Source organism: Clostridioides sp. ES-S-0123-01 (genome assembly GCF_020658415.1).
Taxonomy (GTDB): domain Bacteria; phylum Bacillota; class Clostridia; order Peptostreptococcales; family Peptostreptococcaceae; genus Clostridioides.
Map to the genome: position 1 here is coordinate 419995 of NZ_JACVWD010000003.1, position 19872 is coordinate 439866.

Annotated in this window: 14 protein-coding genes and 1 other annotated feature; all 14 genes read left to right on the forward strand. The window is 28.2% G+C overall.

All coding sequences use genetic code 11. The annotated features are described in order from the left end of the window. Positions 1 to 45 precede the first annotated feature (45 nt). Entirely contained in the window at positions 46 to 3075 is a 3030-nt protein-coding gene (locus IC175_RS08890) for an EAL domain-containing protein (RefSeq protein WP_227851444.1), read from the forward strand. A gap of 78 nt (positions 3076 to 3153) precedes the next feature. After that, positions 3154 to 5220 (forward strand): ATP-dependent helicase, encoded by a 2067-nt coding sequence (locus tag IC175_RS08895; RefSeq protein WP_227824733.1) that lies wholly within the window; start codon positions 3154 to 3156, stop codon positions 5218 to 5220. Positions 5221 to 5564: 344 nt separating this feature from the next. Beyond that, positions 5565 to 5779, forward strand: a binding site (T-box leader). Between the two features lie 228 nt (positions 5780 to 6007). Beyond that, positions 6008 to 6823 (forward strand): transporter substrate-binding domain-containing protein, encoded by an 816-nt coding sequence (locus IC175_RS08900; RefSeq protein ID WP_227831276.1) that lies wholly within the window; start codon positions 6008 to 6010, stop codon positions 6821 to 6823. Between the two features lie 27 nt (positions 6824 to 6850). Further along, positions 6851 to 7528 (forward strand): amino acid ABC transporter permease, encoded by a 678-nt coding sequence (locus IC175_RS08905; RefSeq protein ID WP_227433421.1) that lies wholly within the window; start codon positions 6851 to 6853, stop codon positions 7526 to 7528. Between the two features lie 58 nt (positions 7529 to 7586). Continuing rightward, positions 7587 to 8309, forward strand: coding sequence for an amino acid ABC transporter ATP-binding protein (locus IC175_RS08910; protein ID WP_227433420.1), 723 nt, complete (start codon positions 7587 to 7589; stop codon positions 8307 to 8309). A 657-nt stretch (positions 8310 to 8966) separates the two neighbouring features. Further along, the gene (locus IC175_RS08915; protein ID WP_227433419.1) at positions 8967 to 10118 is read left to right on the forward strand and encodes a cysteine desulfurase family protein; all 1152 of its coding nucleotides are present in this window, start codon (positions 8967 to 8969) and stop codon (positions 10116 to 10118) included. A 45-nt stretch (positions 10119 to 10163) separates the two neighbouring features. Further along, positions 10164 to 11339 carry a tRNA uracil 4-sulfurtransferase ThiI gene (gene thiI, locus IC175_RS08920; RefSeq protein WP_227851445.1) on the forward strand — a complete coding sequence of 392 codons (1176 nt, stop codon included), beginning with the start codon at positions 10164 to 10166 and terminating at the stop codon, positions 11337 to 11339. A gap of 38 nt (positions 11340 to 11377) precedes the next feature. After that, positions 11378 to 11752, forward strand: coding sequence for a fluoride efflux transporter CrcB (gene crcB, locus IC175_RS08925; protein WP_227433417.1), 375 nt, complete (start codon positions 11378 to 11380; stop codon positions 11750 to 11752). A 46-nt stretch (positions 11753 to 11798) separates the two neighbouring features. Further along, positions 11799 to 12608: a prepilin-type N-terminal cleavage/methylation domain-containing protein gene (locus tag IC175_RS19550; RefSeq protein ID WP_285894813.1), complete on the forward strand. Its 810-nt coding sequence runs from the start codon at positions 11799 to 11801 to the stop codon at positions 12606 to 12608. 253 nt (positions 12609 to 12861) lie between these two features. Beyond that, a complete protein-coding gene (locus IC175_RS08940) occupies positions 12862 to 13500 on the forward strand; it encodes a nitroreductase (RefSeq protein ID WP_227433416.1) in 639 nt (212 codons plus the stop codon). A gap of 24 nt (positions 13501 to 13524) precedes the next feature. Continuing rightward, entirely contained in the window at positions 13525 to 13713 is a 189-nt protein-coding gene (locus IC175_RS08945) for a hypothetical protein (protein WP_227834732.1), read from the forward strand. 9 nt (positions 13714 to 13722) lie between these two features. Next, positions 13723 to 14382 carry a hypothetical protein gene (locus tag IC175_RS08950; RefSeq protein ID WP_227851446.1) on the forward strand — a complete coding sequence of 220 codons (660 nt, stop codon included), beginning with the start codon at positions 13723 to 13725 and terminating at the stop codon, positions 14380 to 14382. Between the two features lie 985 nt (positions 14383 to 15367). After that, the gene (locus tag IC175_RS08955; protein ID WP_227834731.1) at positions 15368 to 17071 is read left to right on the forward strand and encodes a hypothetical protein; all 1704 of its coding nucleotides are present in this window, start codon (positions 15368 to 15370) and stop codon (positions 17069 to 17071) included. Positions 17072 to 17240: 169 nt separating this feature from the next. Next, positions 17241 to 19856 carry a cell wall-binding repeat-containing protein gene (locus tag IC175_RS08960; RefSeq protein ID WP_227851447.1) on the forward strand — a complete coding sequence of 872 codons (2616 nt, stop codon included), beginning with the start codon at positions 17241 to 17243 and terminating at the stop codon, positions 19854 to 19856. Positions 19857 to 19872 lie beyond the last annotated feature (16 nt).

A 19872-nucleotide genomic window follows, 5' to 3' on the forward strand; every position in this document is an offset into this window, starting at 1 on the left:
TTGGCAACGTGTACCAAAATGCACAAAGGTATGGGTGGAATAAATATGGAAAATAATCTAAAAAAGAATAACTCAATAATGAAAAAGATGATATTTCCTCTAATTATTGTTATGCTAATTCAAACAAGTTTATTTTGTGCCACAATTTTATGGGGAGGAACTATTAAAAGACTAAATGATAATTCATTTGATATTTTAAATGAAAGAGTAATTAATCGTAAAAATTATATACAAAATGAGATGTTACAAAGATGGTCAAAGACAAGCGAGACAGAACTAGCTATTAACTCATCTGTAAAAAAGGTTTTAGATGAAAATAATGTCTCAATTAAAGATGTGGGTATAAACGAAGAAATTAATAAAGAAATTATAAAAAATATATCAAAAGATTTAATATATCTTTTGAGAAAAAATTCTGTTACAGGTTCTTTCATAATTTTAAATAACAAAGATATTGAATATGATTCAATAAATAGTAAAGATGAAATAAGTAAGACAGGATTGTATATAAGAGACCTAGACCCTAAATTTAACCCAAATGATAATTCTGATTTGCTAATTGAAAGAGGCTCCTCAGAGATAGCAAGAAGTTTTGGAATATCTATGGATAGTTATTGGGCTCCAAAGTTTTCCTTTAAAAGTGAAAATGAGGAAAAAGGAGATAATTTCTTTTATAAACCATTTAGAGCTGCAATTGATAATCCAAATACATCAAGTTCTAATTTAGGATACTGGGGAAGTCAGTTCTTATTAACAAATGAAGGCGATAGAGTTATAACATATTCAGTTCCTCTTATTTATGAAGATGGAACTGTATATGGAGTACTTGGAATAGATTTAGGTATAAATTATTTAAGAGAGTTGCTTCCATATGGGGAGATAAATGAAAATAAAAAAGGTAATTATATTTTAGGCGTAGATAGAAATGATGATTTGGCATTTGAAAATGTTGTTTCGAATGGTTATACATTTAAAGACAAATTTTGGGATGGTTTACATTCGAACCTTGAGCAAAAAGAATCTTATAAAAATGTATATAAAGTTAAAAATGAAGATGATGGTAAAATTAAAGAAAGTACTTATGCTAGTGTACAATATTTAGATTTATACAATTCCAATACTCCATTTGAAAATGAGCGTTGGGCTCTTTTGGGAATTATTGAAGAAAAAAGTTTATTGTGTTTTTCAAAAAGAGTGGAAACCTTGGTAATAGTGTCTGTTGCAGTTTCCTTAGTGATAGGGCTTATAGGTATTTATATTGCGTCGAGATTGTTTACAAAACCAATTGTTCTTTTGGTTAATAAAGTTAGAAATAGTAATCCATCAAAACCAGTAAATCTTGATAAAATAAACATATCTGAAATAGATGAATTATCTTCAGCCATAGAGCTACTTAGTGCAAATGTTGCAGATTCCTCATCAAAATTATCACAAATTATTGAAATTGCAGATATGCCAATTGGAGCTTTTGAATTATATAAAAATGGAGATAATGTTTTTTGTACAAAAGGATTTTTTAGTATATTTACTACGGATGATGAATTTCAAGAATATGGATATATATCAAAAAGTAAATTTATAAAAAAAATGAATGAAATGGATACATATTTACAGAAAAATTATAAGACAGAAAATATATACATATATAAATTTGAATCTAAAGATAAAACTTCTAAGTGGATAAGATTAAATATTGTTGAAGATGACTTAAAGATATTAGGTGTTGTTGTTGATGTTACAAAAGAGTTTATTGAGAAAATGAAAATTGAGTATGAAAGAGATTTTGATATTTTAACAAATCTTCTAAATAGGAGAGCTTTTTATTCACAAGTACGAGAAAAATTTGAAAATAAAAAAGAGATTAAAATAGCTGCATTTATAATGTGGGATTTAGATAATTTAAAATATATTAATGATACCTATGGTCATGATGCTGGTGATGAATATATTAGATGTGCAGCAGATATACTTAAAAAGTTTATATCATGGAATGGTATAGTTTCTAGACTTTCAGGGGATGAGTTTTATGTATTCATATATGGGTATGAAAGTAAAGATAGCATAAGAACTATTATTAACTCTGTTAAGACACAGATGAATAATACTTTATTAAAGCTTCATGATGGGACAGAATTTAAAATAAGAGCATCAGCAGGAATTTCTTGGTATCCTAGCGATTCAACTAACTATGATGAACTAATGAAATATGCAGATTTTGCTATGTATCAAATTAAAAATACAATTAAAGGCGAAGTAAGTGAATTTGATGTCAATATATATAATAAAGATTCATTCTTGTTGCATAATAGAGAAGAGTTAAATAAATTAATTGATGGTCAATTGGTTGAATATGCATTTCAGCCTATTGTGGATTGTAAAGGTGAAGTATTTGCATATGAAGCACTTATGAGACCCAAAATGGAAACTTTTAGTTCTCCAATGGATGTTATTAGATTGGCTCGTTCACAGTCTAAGTTATATCAAATCGAACGTATCACATGGTTCAAAGCACTTAAATCTTTTAAGAGATATAGGGAACAGTTTGGAGTGTGTAAATTGTTCTTAAACTCTATACCAAATAATAATTTATCAAAAGTTGATTTTGAAGAAATAGAAGATTTATATGGTAATTATCTAAATAGGGTAGTGCTAGAAATAACAGAGAATGATAAGATTAGTGAAGATTTTATTGACAAAAAGAAAGTGTATATAAATCAGTGGAATATAGAAATTGCTTTAGATGATTTTGGAACAGGTTACAATGGCGATGCTGTACTACTGTACATAATGCCAAATTATGTGAAGATTGATATGTCTATTGTAAGAGGTATTGACAAAGATGAAGATAGAAGAAAAATACTAAAAAACCTTATTTCATATTCTAAAGAAAGAAATATTAAAGTTATAGCAGAAGGTGTAGAAACCAAAAGTGAAATGGAAGCATTAGTAGCTATTGGAATAGATTATATTCAAGGATATTACATTGGTAAACCAGAATTTGTTCCTCAAGATATAAGTGATAAAATTAAACAGGAACTCAAGATATGTTATGAAAATAGAGATGATATAGTTTAATATAAGAAAAATTAAATGTATTTTTAGGATACTTTTAGTTTATAATTAAAAAAGAAAATAGGATGATTATAAATTAAGGTGGTGGATGTAATAATCACAACAAATATAGATATAAGACAGTTAAATGAAAATCAACTAGAAGCAGTTGAACATATAGATGGGCCTTGCATGATACTTGCAGGGCCTGGTTCAGGTAAGACTAGGGTAATTACATATAGAATAGCTAATATGGTAGTAAACAAAAATATAGCACCAGCAAGAATATTGGCGATAAGTTTTACCAAAGCATCCTCAGTAGAAATGAAAAATAGAGCATTGAGTTTAAGTGATGATATAAGACTCAATAAGGTAACATATGGCACTTTTCATTCTGTGTTTTTTAAGATTTTGAGGTATTTTGAAAGGTACAATTTAGATAGCATATTTGATGAAAAGTCAAAGAGGATAACAATAAAGGCAATATTAAAAAGTCTAAATATAGAAAATGCAGATGATGATGAAAATATAGGTCAAGTTATAAATGAAATATCTTATGTAAAAAATGAACTTATGGATAAGAATGAATTTAGCTCAGAAGTGTTGACAAAAGATGAGTTTTTAAAAGTATATAATTTATATGAAGAGCAAAAATCAAAAGTTAATAAGATTGATTTTGATGATATGCTTATAAAGACTTATTATTTGCTTTTGAATAATAAATCAGCCTTAGAAATGGTTAGGAATGTATATAAATATATATTGATAGATGAATTCCAAGATATAAATAAAGTGCAATTTGAGGTTTTAAAGTTAATTTGTAATCCACTAAACAACATATTTGCGGTTGGAGACGAAGACCAAAGTATATATGGTTTTAGAGGAGCTAGACCAGATTTTTTGCTTGAATTTGAAAAATATTTTAATAATACTAAAAAAATAGTGCTGGATGTAAATTATAGGTCTAAAAGTGAAATAGTAAATACTGCAAACAGGCTTATAGAAAAAAATAGAAATAGATATGAAAAAGTTATTAAATGTAGTCAAGGTAAGGGAGGCATTGTGAGTTATATTTCTCCATATGATTCAGAGGAAGAAGCTTTACATATTGCCAAGGAAATAATTGACGAAATAAAAAAGGATTATGTAGAGTATTCAGATTTTGCAGTAATTTATAGAACTAATATACAGTCAAGAGCCTTAGTAGATGTATTTATGGATATGAGAATTCCATTTGTAGTAAAAGATTCAGTAATTACAATATATGACCATTGGGCAAGTCAGGATATACTAGCATATTTAAGAATAGGTATTAATCCAAAATCAAATAAAGATTGGTTAAGAATTATAAATAAGCCATTTAGATATATATCTAAAGATAATGTAAATATGGTTAAAGATGAAAAAGATTTTGTAACAGCACTAATAAACAAATGTAACCTTCATCCCAAACAAGTCAAAACAATAACAGATTTGGAGATAGACTTGAGCTATTTGAATACTTTAAATCCTAAAAATGCAATATCTTATATTAGAACTAGTCTTGATTATGATAGATATGTCTTGGATTACTGTAGCAATAGAAAGATAAAGACTAATGGGCTTGTAGAGATATTAAACGAACTTGAGAGCTCTGCTACAAATTTCAATACAGTGACGGAGTTTTTAGACCATATTGAGAGAGTAAAGATTGAGTTAATGGAAAATAACAAAAATAAACAGACTGATGGTGTTATATTTACAACTATGCATAGTGCAAAAGGATTAGAATTTAGGAATGTCTATATTATAGGTGCAAATGAAGGAACAATACCTCATGAAAAATCATATGATATTTGTAAGGAAGAAAAAAAAGAGGAACAATTAGAAGAAGAAAGAAGACTTATGTATGTAGCTATTACAAGAGCTGAAGAAAAACTATGTATAAGTTCTACTTTAAATAAATATGGTAAAAAAGTTGATAAATCATTGTTTATCAATGATATAAAATCTCCAACTAAAAAAGAAATTGATAGTATTGGTGTTGGTGATAAGGTATACCATAAAAAATTTCACGAAGGCGAAATAATCAAAAAAGATGGAAACATGTTTACGATAAAGTTTAAAGATAGAGAGCGAACTTTAGATTTGAAAACTTGTTTATTGAAGAATATAATCCATATTATTTAACTTAGTATATAAAATTTAATAAATATAAGATATATTATTTATAAGTATTTAAGCAATGAAAATGAAAAAGAAAAATATTATTTATAAGTATTTAAATAATGGAAATAAAAAGAAAAATATTATTTATAAGCATTTAAGAAATAGAAACAAATAAGAAGTATATTATTTGTAATTACCTAAAGAACAGAAACAAATAAGAAATACATTATTTATAAATATATGGATAATATCAACAAGCATGTAATACAATATCTAAATTTTAGAAAATAAAATTATTAAAAAAATAAAAAACTTATTGACAAAAATATTAGAAGGAAGTACAATTGTATTAACAATTTAAGGAAACAAATCCAGTGATAGAGAAAGTAGCATATATGGATTTACAGCGAGTTAGGGGTTGGTGTAAGCCTAGCAATGAAGTCTATGTGAAGAGAGCTCTGGAGGAAATTATCAGAAGTTTTAGTTAGTATGATAATTGGTTTGCCCGCCTTAAGGGATTGAGAGGATAAGTACTTACTTATCAAAAAGAGTGGTAACGCGGATATAATTCGTCTCTTAGCTGTAAAGCTAAGGGACTTTTTTGATTTTAAAATTAAAATATCCCTGTAGCTATAAAGGCTAAAATTCACAAATTTTGAAGGTTGTATAAGTATTTATCAATAAGAGTGGTAACGCGGTAAAGTCGTCTCTTAGTCATTAAAGACTGAGGGACTTTTTTTGTAACTCGAAACATTAAAGTATTAAAAATTTGAGGGAAAATTATAATTAAAAGAGAGGGGTAGTTAAAATGAAAGTATTTAAAAAATTATTAAGTTTAGGATTAGTATTAGGATTAACATTATCGCTAGTAGGATGTAGTGGTGGAGAAGAAAAAACAAAATTAGAGCAAATAAAGGAAAGTGGAAAATTAGTTGTCGGTACTAGTGCAGAATTCCCACCATTTGAATTTCATAAAGTAGTAGATGGTAAAGATTCAATAAAAGGATTCGATGTAATGTTGGCTGAAGAATTTGCAAAAGAACTTGGTGTAAAGGTTGAAATTAAAGATATGTCATTTGATGGATTAATAGGTGCTTTAAATGCAGACCAAGTTGATATGGTTCTTGCAGGGATGTCTCCAACACCAGAAAGAGAAAAGAGTGTTGATTTCTCAGAATTATATTATTTAAGTAGAAATGCAGTTATAGTTAAAGATGCAGATATAGACAAAGTAAAAACTGAAGACGATTTGAAAAAACTTAGAGTAGGGGTACAGGCAGGAAGCATTCAAGAAGAATATGTAGTTAACACTCTAAAAATGACAACTACAAAATCTTTAAAAGCAATACCTGATTTAATTACAGAATTAAAAAATGGAAACATAGATGCAGTTGTTACTAATGAGGCAGTTTCTTTAATAAATGTTAAAAAATATGATGGAATAAAAATGGCAAATACTGAAGTTGGTAAAGATGTAACAGAAGGTATGGCAGCAGCAATCAAAAAAGCTGATAACAACAAAGACTTTATAGAATTATTAAATAAAAAAATAAAAGAATTACAAGATGGTAAAAAAATAGAAGAATTTTTAAATGAAGCATCTACTGAAGCTGCTTCAAATTAGTAAGAAAGTTATGTGGGAGATGAAATTATGAGTTTAGATTTTAGTTTTTTAAGTAGATTTGGGACTTCTTTTTTGGAAGGAACAGGTGTGACAGTAGGAATTTCTCTTGTGGCATTATGCTTTGGATTTGTAATAGGTATAATTATCTGTATGGCAAAAATATCAAAGAGTAAAGTATTAAGAGTAATATCATCAATCTATATTGAGATTTTAAGAGGAACACCATTATTAGTACAGATATATATAGTATGGTTTGGATTACCTCAATTAGGAATAAGATTCCCTATGTTATTTGGTATACCAAGTGAATTTATAGCTAGTGCATTTGCATTGTCAGTAAACTCTGGTGCATATGTGGCAGAGATACTTAGATCAGGTATACAATCAGTTGATAATGGACAAATGGAAGCAAGTAGATCATTAGGATTAAATTACTGGTCAACTATGAGATATATAATAATACCTCAAGCTATAAAAAATATACTACCTTCATTAGCAAATGAGTTTATTACACTTGTAAAAGAATCTTCAATAATATCTGTAATAGGTGTTGTTGAGATAATGCGTACTGCTGATATAGTAAAAAATGCAGCATTCAGAGCATTAGAGCCATTAATAGTAGCAGCAGCAATTTATTTTGTTATAACATTTACTCTATCAAGATTAGTTGGATTATTAGAAAAGAAACTATCTGTGTCTAACTAGATGAGAGCATGTTTAGCATTTAGGGAAAACATAGAATAGTAAAAAGGAAAGTGATAATATGATTACAATAAAAAATTTAAGTAAATCTTTTGGAGATTTAAATGTATTAAAAAATATAGACTTAGAAATCGCTAAAGGCGAAATAATGGTTATAGTAGGTCCAAGTGGCTCTGGTAAAAGTACACTTCTTAGATGTATGAATTTATTAGAAATACCTACAGGTGGAGAGATAATATTTGAAGGAAAAAATTTAGTTGATAAAAAAACTAATATTGATGAAGTTAGACAAAATATAGGTATGGTGTTTCAGAACTTTAATTTATTCCCACATAAGACTATTTTAGATAATATAACATTGGCACCAATTAAATTAAAAAAAATGACTAAGGAAGAAGCAGAAAAAAAAGCAGAAGTTTTATTAAGTAGAGTTGGTCTTTTAGATAAAAAAGATTCATATCCATCACAATTATCTGGAGGGCAAAAGCAAAGAATAGCAATAGCGCGAGCTCTTGCTATGGAACCAGATATGATGTTATTTGATGAGCCAACATCTGCTCTTGACCCAGAAATGGTAAATGAAGTTTTGGATGTTATAAAAGAACTTGCTAAAGAAGGAATGACAATGGCAATTGTAACTCATGAAATGGGATTTGCTAAAGAAGTTGCAGATAGAGTTATCTTTATAGATGGAGGAAGTATTCTTGAGGAGGATTCTCCAGAAGAAGTCTTTGGAAATCCAAAACACGATAGAACAAAATCATTCTTAGCAAAAGTGTTATAATATATAAAAAAAGGATGTATTGATATTAGAAATTCAATACATCCTTTTTTAGTGCTAATTAATATGATTTTTAAAATTAAAATTATACTGACATTAACTTTATCTTAGTTTAATATCATATTTTTGCAGAAAAAAAAAGAGCTCGGGGTAAGCTCTTTTTTTCCATCGAATTAGTTTCCGATATTAATTCGATTTTTAATAAATATAAAATATATCCTTATGAAAGGGTATTGGGAATAGATATATTAACTAACTAGGGTTACCAGGGGGATAACCTTAATTTATTATAACAAAATGCGACACAAAAATCAATATTTTTTTTGATATAAATTATAAAAGTTATTTTTATAACAAGTAAGCTTATAAAAATAGACTTTATAGCAAAAATAAGTATATGTATAATATAATATATTTATTTTATATAATATATTATTTTATCATATATTGTATGTTATCACGTATTTTTGTAGGGTATAGTATAAATATATTATATTTTAGCATAAAATTTTGTAGTTAAGTGAAAAAACTAGATTTTTATGAAAGAAGATTCTATAAACTTAAGATTATCTTTTTAATAAAGATTAACAAAAAAAATACTGTAATTAATGGTATAATAATTAGAGTTGAAGATTTTAAATAAAGGCAGGTGTAATTAAGTTGGAAATATACTTAGATAATAGTGCAACTACAAAACCTTATCCAGAAGTTATAGATAAAATGGTATATGCACTTAGTACGGATTATGGAAATCCTTCTTCTGTTCATAGAAAAGGTGTGGAAGTTGAAAAAGGTATAAAAGAAGTAAGACAGATTATAGCTAAATCTCTAGGCGCGAAAGATAAAGAGATTTATTTTACATCAGGTGGAACAGAATGTAATAATACTATAATAAGAGGTATTGCCAATCTAAATAAGAAGAGAAGAAATCATATAATATCTACAAATATAGAACATCCTTCTGTTTTAAACACACTAAAAGATTTAGAAGAAGATGGATTTGAAGTAACTTACTTAGAGGTCGGAAAAGATGGAAAGATAAATATAGAAGATTTGAAAAATGCTATAAAATCAGCTACATGTTTAGTAAGTATGATGCATGTTAACAATGAAATAGGAACTATACAGCCAATAGATGAAGTTGGAAAATATCTGAAGTCTTTAAAAGAGAAGATATATTTCCATGTAGACGCTATTCAATCATATGGAAAAATAAACTTTAGACCATCTAAATACAATATAGATTTTATGAGTGTAAGTGCACATAAATTTCATGGTCCAAAGGGAATTGGATTTATGTATATTAAGGAAAATAATCGCTTAAAGCCTATGTTAACAGGAGGAGGACAAGAAATTGGAATTAGGTCTGGAACAGAAAATGTACCTGGAATATATGGGCTTGGAGAAGCTGTAAATATATTAAGTAAAGATTTAGATGCTGTTATTTTGAAGATAAATAACTTAAAAAACATATTTAGAAATAAAATAGTTGAGAATATAGAAGATATAAAAATTAATTCTCCAGAAGATGGCGTATGTCATATATTAAATGTATCATTTATAGGTACAAAGGGAGAAGTTTTACTTCATTACCTAGAGCAAAAAGGAATTTATGTGTCAACTGGATCTGCATGTTCTTCTAAGAAAAAAGGAAGTCATGTTTTGAATGCCATAGGTCTTACAAATGAAGAAATCAATGGAACAATAAGGTTTAGCCTATCTGATATGAATACAGAAGATGAGATATCTGAAGCTGTGAAAGTATTAAAAGAATCAATTTGTGATTTAAGGTCAATAATGAGAAAGAAATAAAGAATACTGTATAAATAATAAGAAGAAAGTAGTTTAAGAGGTGAAATGGTGTATAATATATTAATAGTAAAGTATGGAGAAATTGGAGTAAAAGGAAAAAATAGATATATATTTGAGAATAGACTTATAAGAAATATAAGAAATATGTTAAAGCCAATTGGCAAATTTAATGTATATAAAGAGTATGGAAGAATATATGTCGATTTAGAAGATTATGATTATGAAGAAGTTATTGAAGAAGTTAGAAAAGTATTTGGTATAGTAGGTGTGTGTCCTGGAGTAAGAGCTAAAAAAGATTATGATACATTAAAAGAAATAGCTTTAAAGATGCTAGAAGAAAAAATAGATGCTGGATATAAAACTTTTAAGGTAGAGTCAAGAAGAGGAGATAAGTCTTTTAGATTAACTTCTCAAGAAATGAGTATGGATATAGGTGGGTACTTATTATCAAGGGTAGGAGATAGAATTGATGTTGATGTAAGAAATCCAGAAGTTAAAATAAAATGTGAATACAGAGAATTTCATACTATGGTTTATAGTGATACTATACCTGGATACGGTGGATTACCACTTGGAACTAATGGTAGAGCGATGTCTCTTTTGTCTGGTGGTATAGATAGCCCAGTAGCAACATGGATGGTCGCAAAAAGGGGTATGGAAGTAGAAGCAGTGCATTTTCACAGCTATCCATTCACAAGTGAAAGGTCACAAGAAAAAGTTAAAGATTTAGCTAAGATATTAGCTAAATATTGTGGTAGAGTAAGGCTTCATAAGGTAAATATACTAGAAATACAAAAAGCAATTGGCGAGAATTGTAATGAAGAAGAAGCGACTATTCTTTCAAGAAGATTTATGATGAGAATAGCACAAAAACTTTCTGAAAAAAGACATTGTGATGCTTTGATTACAGGTGAAAGTATTGGTCAAGTTGCATCTCAAACTATACAAGGGCTTACTTGCACTAATGCTGTTGTAAATTTACCAGTATTTAGACCACTTATAGCTATGGACAAATCAGACATAGTTGATATAGCTAAGAAAATAGGGACTTTTGAAACATCTATAATACCTGAAGAAGATTGCTGTAGCGTATTTTCTCCTAGAAAACCTGTTACTAAACCTAGACTAGAAAAAATAGAAAAATCTGAGTTGTCACTTGATATTGAAAAATTAGTACAGGATGCAATTGACGTAATAGAGGTTGAAGACATAGAATTTTAATATGGAAGTGATTTAGTTATTTGGGGTAGGTGTTATATGTGATTCAAGTATTATATGTTGGTATTGGTGGATTTTTAGGAGCTATATTAAGATATTTAATATCTCTAAAGTTTGTAGGAACTAAGTTTCCATTTGGGACTTTGGTGGTCAATATTCTGGGTGGAATTTTAATTGGCTTTGTAATGGAAATGAGTATAAGGACAGATTCTATTTCTAATAATTTAAAATTGTTTTTGACAACTGGTTTAATGGGAGGACTAACTACATTTTCTACTTTTAGCTTCGAAACTGTAAAGTTTTTTGATAGTGGGAATTATATATTATTTGGACTAAACATATTTTTTAATTTGGCATTAAGTATTTTGGGAGTTTTTGTTGGAAGGACTTTATGTAGACACTTTATTACTGTATAGCAGATTAAATTAAACACTATAATTTTATTTAATGGGAATGATTATTATGAATAAAAAGGGTTTTACACTAATTGAATTATTGGTAGTTATATCTATAATAGGAATTTTGGTTATAGTTGCGTTACCAGCGCTTTTTAAAAATATAGAGAAAAGTAAAGCAGTAACATGTCTTTCTAATAGAGAAAATATAAAGACTCAAATTGTTATTGCTGTGGCTGAGGAACCTAGCAAAGATAAAAAAGAAGTTATAAAAGATGTATTAAAAAATACGGATGGTAAGTATTTTGAAACAGAGCCAAAGTGTAAGTCAGGTGGAACATATTCAGCAGAGTTTGATGATGGTTATGATGGAATAACTGGAGAAGAAAGTATTGCAAAAGTTTATGTTACTTGTACAGAACATCCAGATGGTGTTGAGATGGCTAGAGATGTACACCAAAGTATGATGGACTTGATTGCATCATTTGCAGTAGACCCTTCTGTAATACCAGGGACTTCAAAAGGGAATGATGCTTTTAGAAATTATTTACTAAATAATAAATATAAAAATGGTTGGCCTACAATTCCAGATGAATTTAAAAAGAAATATAATTTAAGTAAGGCAACATTATATATACAACCATATGCATATAACCCTACTGAATCTGATGCTACTGTAGTTGTATTTGCAAATGATAAGACTGGAGGTAATTGGTACACATCTTTAGTTTATGATTATGATGAAGGTAGATGGTATAAAGGTAACAATGGTATTTCTGTTGCAGGTAGGTCATGGAATGTTGATTCAGCTGATGGTAAGACTAAATCTGTAAAAACAGAGATTCATACAAAAGCTGGTTGGGGTCCTTTAAATTAATATAGTAAATTTTATCAACTTTACTGGTATTAATCGTTCTATAGAAAAATGATATTTTCTATAGTTGAGTGATACCAGTTTTGTATTTAAGTTTATTTGTGAGGTAGATATATTGATGTTTTGATGTTATAAAAGCTTCACATATAAACTTAAAATAATTATAATAAGAATATAAAGTAGTTTAATTATAAAATTAATTTTCTAAAGATTTTGTATTTAAACTAACAAATACATAAAAAGGGGAATCGATATAATGAATAATTTACAAGATAATCAAACAATAAACTTGATAAAAGAACGTAGAAGTATACGAAAATTTACAACAGAGCAAATTACAGATGAACAATTAGATACATTATTACATTGTGCATTTGCAGCACCTTCAGGGTGTAATAAACAGCCATGGCACATAACTGTTGTACAAGACCAGAAACTTTTAAAAGAGATTAGTGATGATACTCTTTCTAGAATTCATGAAGTTAGTAATGTTGAAATAAATAAAAATTTTAAATTATTTTATGGTGCACCAACTGTTTTATTTATTTCTTATGATGAAGAGAGTTCATGGGCTCCATATGATGTGGGAATACTTACAGGAAACATAACAACAGCTGCACAAGCTTTAGGGCTTGGGAGTTGCATAATAGGAATGGTTAGGGGTCTATTTACACCTGTTGAGCAAGGGGATATTGTAGGTCTTGTTAGTGTATTGGATGACAATGATGTAAAAGAATCAGATTCAATAAAGATGAAGTTTGATACAAATAAAAAATATAGAGAATTACTAGATATACCAGAAGGATATTCTGTACCATTTGGTATTGCTGTTGGTGTCCCAGAAGGGAATTTACCACAAGCTAGAAATGTAGTTTATAAAGTCTCTAGAGTTTAGAATATCTGAGTAGGAGTAGTTATAATGTCTATATCTGTTAATACAAGAAGTACACATGTAAATCAGAGTAATTATAGCAATGAAAGTAATGACAAGTTAGAAAAGTTTGATGAGCAAATACAGAAGCTAGAAAGTTTTATCACAGATTTGAAAACTGATAAAAATATGGATTCTAAGATAAAAAATATGAAAATTGAAGCATTACAACAATAAATTAATGATTTGAAAAATCAAAAACAGGAATATGCAAGTCAATTAATCAAAGAGGGTACACTTAAAAAAGAATCTAAACAATCTGATATTAATCAAGAAAATTCTCAATATAAATACGATTATGCAAAAGGATTAACTTACTATACCACAAAGACTTTAGTGTCATCTGATTGTGATATAAAAAATATTTCTAAAACTAATAGTATGAGAATTAGTTTATTTGATGATATTCGTACTAAGAATATGGAAATGAGTAGTCAAACTCGTCATTCACCTACCAAATTCGATTTATTTGAGAGTGGTAAATTAAGTAGCGGTTTAAGCAAGATTAATATGTCTTTTGGAGAACAACTATATGCTAGTACAGATAAAATTAAAGATAATAATAAAAAGCTAGAAGAAATTAAAGAAAATGAAAAGAGTAAGGAAGAAGAAATTTATGAAAATAAACAAGAATCTATGGATGTTATTACTGAAGAACATATAATTATATCAAATGATTCAGTTGATAAGTATAAAAATTCTGTTTTAAATAGTACTGAAAATATTAAAGAGGAAAATGTTAAAAAAGAAAACAAAATATATACAGAAACTGATAAAGTAGAATACATAATGGAAATTGCTAATTTAGAAAACAAACCTCATAGAAGAATTGATACTACTATTTAGATAGATACATTTTTATTTGGATTATGAGATACAGTTATAAAGTTTTATGTAATTGAAAATAGAAGGGACAAGGTTAAAAATAAAAAATTATTTGTTTTAATCTTGTCTTCTATTATTTTATGTTTATAGAATAATAAAATGAGTTTAATTAATTTAAGTATTATGTATAAAGAATATAAAGTCGAAAAAGATAAAAAAATAATAATAATATTTTGGGAAAAAGTGGTATAAGATTGAAATAAATAAAAAATCATGATACAATAAATGTAAAATAAAGGAAAAAGTGACCCTTAGTTATAAAAGGGTTTTTTTTTATGTAAAAAAAACTATAAGAATATTATAAAAAATATATATCAAAGCCATTCAAAATTTTTTGCCACTTCTAATAATTGATTATCAGTAAAAGTACTGAACGACTGTTTACAAGATAAAGAAATAATTATAATTTTAATAGTATATATATATAATTTTTTGAAAAAAATGTATATAAATGTAAAAAAAACTATTAATCATATAAATAGTGACTTTTTTATAACAAACGGAAACTATAATAACCATAATTAAAATAATTATTTTAATTGAAATAATTATTTTAATTAAAAAATTATTGATACTCTAAATACATATCATACTTATATCACAACTAATTTTTATGAAATTGAAAACAATTAAAGTTAATTGCTTTAAGTAATATAAATATATAAAATATCTTACTTTATTGTTTTTTAGGTTGTTTAATTCTACAAAAATAAAATTAAAATGTCTAGTCTATAGAGCATTAATATCTTTGTGTAAAAATTAAATATATTTTTTATTTAATAAAAAGGATTTCAAGTGAAAATTAAATAAACTATAAAAACTTCACTTTTAAGATAGACTTCATAATAGATTAATTAGACTTTAAATAAATAGTTTTGATAAAGACTATGCAAAATAAAGTATGAAAAATCTGTTTGAAATAAAAAATATTGGAGGGGGATTTTTAATGAAACACAGATTGAGTAAACTAACATCTTTTTTGGCAACCTTAGCTTTAGTTGTTGGTGTAGGAGTACCATCATATGGACAAACTTTACCAGATAAAGTTAATAATGAAGTACTACAAAATACAGAGCGAAGATATGATATTAATGGAAGATATCAAGTAGATTTTCGTGCAAATATGGGAAATGGATATGTAACATTTTTCTCATTATTTGTCCCATGTGGTGGTAACTCATTAAATGTAAAATATGTATGGGGGAATGATCCAAAAGGAGGTTCTCAAGAAGGTTGGGTATTACAAATTAATGGGGAAAAAGTTTCAACTATTTATGGAACAAGCTATGGATTTCCTAATGGCATACCATCTGCAGGGATAACAGGAAGTCAAATGACAGGAATTTATTCTTTTGTTACAAATCGAGACATGTCTGGAGTAAGTTGGAGCTATACATCACCTAATACAGGTAATGGAAACGCTACAAGAACATCATATGCATCTACTGAGATTTCAAATACAAAACTTTCTATTAAGGTTAATTATAAAAATAAAGAAACAGGAGCTATAGTTGGGTCATATACAACTCAAGTTCCAGCTAAGTATGGAAATAGCACTGTTACACCTGATACTACACAAATTCCTGCTGGATATAAATTAGATCCAGCAAGTCAATCTAAAGTAGTAAATCTTGTTCAAAATGGAGTTAATCCAAATGTAGTTGATTTTACAGTTATTCCTGATAATGCAGGAGTTCCAGAAGAAGATCGTGTTCTTATAGTTGGATTTAAAGATAAAGATGGAAATAATGTTGGAAGTACTTATATAGAAGAAATTCCAGATATACTAGGCTCACATGATGTAACACCAAACACATCAAAAGTTCCTAATGGTTATAAGCTTGCTCCTTCTAATCAAACTCAGACTGTTAATTTACAACCAACAGGTCTTGACAAGAGTATTGTTTATTTTACAGTAAGTCCTGATATTCCACTTGTAAATCGTATAGTTACAGTTAACTTTAAAGATAAAGATAGTGAAGCAATAATTGGAGACCCATATACAGTTACACTACCAGCTGAATATGGAAATCATAGAGTGGAATCTGATTCTACAAAGGTACCAAATGGATATGTACTTAATCCAGATAATCAATTTGAAATGGTAAATCTTAGTACAAGTGGTCTTGTACCAGATAGAGTTTACTTTACAGTAAGTAAGATGCCTTCAGAAGCAGAACGTACTTTAACAATTGGTTTTAAAGATAAAGATGGTAATAGAGTTGGAGATACATACACAGAGGTTGTTAATGCTGTACTTGGAAACCATACAATAACTCCAGATTCTACAAAGGTTCCTGCTGGATATAAATTAGACCCAGCAAGTCAGTCTCAAACAGTTATACTTAATTCTTCTGGAATTACTCCAAATACAATTTACTTTACTGTAGCCGAAAAAACTTATAGGGTGGTTTATAGTTCAAACTTCCCTTCAGGAGTATTTGTTTCAGGTACAACTCCTATTGATACAACAGAATATAAAAAAGGAGATACTGTGACTGTTTTAGGAAATGTTAATGGTCTTGATGCCGATACTTATACATTTGTAGGATGGAGTACAGTTAGAAATGATCCATCAACAATAGTATCAGGTACAATCACTATGGAAGAGAGAAATATCATATTATATGCAGTGTGGCAAAAAAATTAGTACTGTAAGTTGTTTATTATTGTAATTTATAAGCTAGAATCTTATTTAATATTTATATAAGAATAAGATTCTAGTAGTTATAAGAAATACTGATATAGATTTTATCAGTATTTCTTTGTTTTACAAAATGAAAAATAAAATCATTTTGTATATGAGGAGGAGGGGTTTGATGAATCAAAAGTTAAAAAAGTTAACTATATGCATACTTACATTTGCTATAATTCCTTTAAATTATTCAAATGTTTTTGCTGATTATGATTTAAATAAGATATTTAATAAGCAGATTCAAGATAAAAGCTTAAGGAGAGTTAATAATATTACAATAACTTATGATGATAATGGAGCTACTGGAGGAACAATAAATGAAGCTATACTTAGTGGAGGAACGTTTATTTCTGGACCAGTAATAACAGGTCCAAAAGTATATAACCTTGATGACTTTAGTTCTTATTTAGCACTAAGTAGCAACCTTACAAGAGGAAACTATCATAGTAATGCTTGGAGTGTCTCAAGGGACCATTTGGCAAGTGGTACTCAACCATATTCAGAAGGAGAACAGCTAGCAGGAATGGATATAGACAGAGATATAACACTTTATGCTATTTGGGTTCCAGACTTTTTACAGGTAAGATATAATGGAAATGGAAATACTTCAGGTAATGTTCCATCAGATTCAAATAAGTATCATCAGAATGATAATTTGCAAATTAAAGAAAATGAAGGTAGCCTTAAAAAAACAAATTATAAACTTACAAAATGGAATACAAAAGCTGATGGCACAGGAAAATCTTATAATTTAGGCTCAAGTTTTAAGGTATTATTAGACAGGTATGACAATTTTAACATAGAACTTTATGCACAATGGGAGTATGATTTGCAACTGGATGGTAATGGAGGAACAGGTGCACTTCCAGATTTGCCAAAACCAGGAGAGGCTGACAAATTCCCAGGGTCAGGTGGACTTATCAATGGTGATGAAGAATTCATAGGGTGGAATACAGAAGAAGATGGAAGTGGTACATCTTTTAAAGAAGGAGACCCTATTCCGCCAGATATCTCAGGAGATACAATATATGCACAATGGGGATATAAATTAGATTATAACTTAAATGGAGGAGCAGGAAGTATATCAGAAGAAAAACATAAAAAAGGCGCTGAAGTAACTGTTACAAGCCAGATACCATCTAAAGTTGGATCAATATTTATGGGATGGAATACAAAAAATAATGGTGAAGGGACTTCATACAGAGATGGTGATAAATTTAACCTTACGAAAAATACAACTTTATTTGCACAATGGAAAGAGGAATGTAGAATAACATATGATAAAAATGGAAGTACAGGTACAGCTCCAATAGATAATAATGTATATGGAAAAGGAGATGAAGTTACTGTACTTGGTGATAATGGTTTAGTAGCACCCTCTGGTAGAGGAGGAAATTTTTATTGGAGTACAAAAGCAGATGATACAGGCAGTAGATATAAATCAGGAGAAAAGTTTAACATAAAGGATATAAATACAACCCTTTATGCATTTTGGACAGATAAATACAGAGTTAAATATGAAAATAATGGTGGACAAGGAGATGTACCTGAAGATGAACTGCATGATGGAAATGCAAATACAAGTGTAAAAGCGAATACAGGAAATCTTACAAAAGAAGGATACAAATTTATTGGATGGAATACAAAACCAGATGGTAGTGGAACTCCATATAAAGGTGATGGAAGTGAGATAATTAATGTTGATGATAATATAACACTTTATGCTCAATGGGAAAAGATATCTGATAATTCAGGTGGAGATGATAATTCAGGTGGAAATAGTGGAGGAAGTAGTGGTGGAAGTAGTGGAGGCTCATCTACTAATACAACTAGCCCATCAGAAGAAAATTTGACAGGTGATGATAGATATGAAACTGCTATAAAAATAAGTAAAAGAGGTTTTGAATCAGCTGAAAATGTGATACTAGTAAATAGTACATCAATACCAGATGCCCTATCAGCAACTCCATTTTCATCTACTAAAAATGCACCTATTTTATTAACTGAAAAAAATAAATTAAATACAAATACAGAAGCAGAGATAAAAAGATTAAAAGCAAAAAATATTTATATAATAGGTGGAGAAAATACATTAAGTTCTGATTTAGAAAAAGAATTAAAATTAAAAGGTTTTACTATTATAAGAATAGGTGGAGTGGATAGATATTCAACTTCTCTAAGACTTGCTAAAGAAATAGATAAAATAGTAGATGTAGAAAATGTATCTGTAGTCAATGGACACGATGGATTAGCAGATGCAATAAGTGTTGGTGGTATTTCAGCACAAAATAAAACTCCAATAATTCTTACAAATGTAAAAAATGAGATGATATCTATTAAAAAATTTATAGATGAAGAAGAAGTATCAAAATCTTATATTATAGGAGGAGAAACTTCTTTGCCAAAATCTATAGAAAAACAATTTCCAAATCCAAAGAGAATAGGTGGAGAAGATAGAAATAAAACAAATTCAAAAGTAATAGAAGAGTTTTATAAGGATAAAGAATTAAGAAATCTTTATGTAACAAAAAATGGGATGCTAAGAGAAAATGATTTAATAGATGCTTTAACAGTAGGTGTTTTAGCAGGTAAAAATAAATCGCCAGTAATGATTGTAGCAAAATCACTTGATGAGTCTCAAAAAACTTTAGTTAAAAGTAAGAAATTTGATAAGATAACTAAGGTAGGAGGAAATGGAAATGAAGATGCATTTAATGAGATAAAAAAATTAGTAAAATAATATAATCTAAATAAGA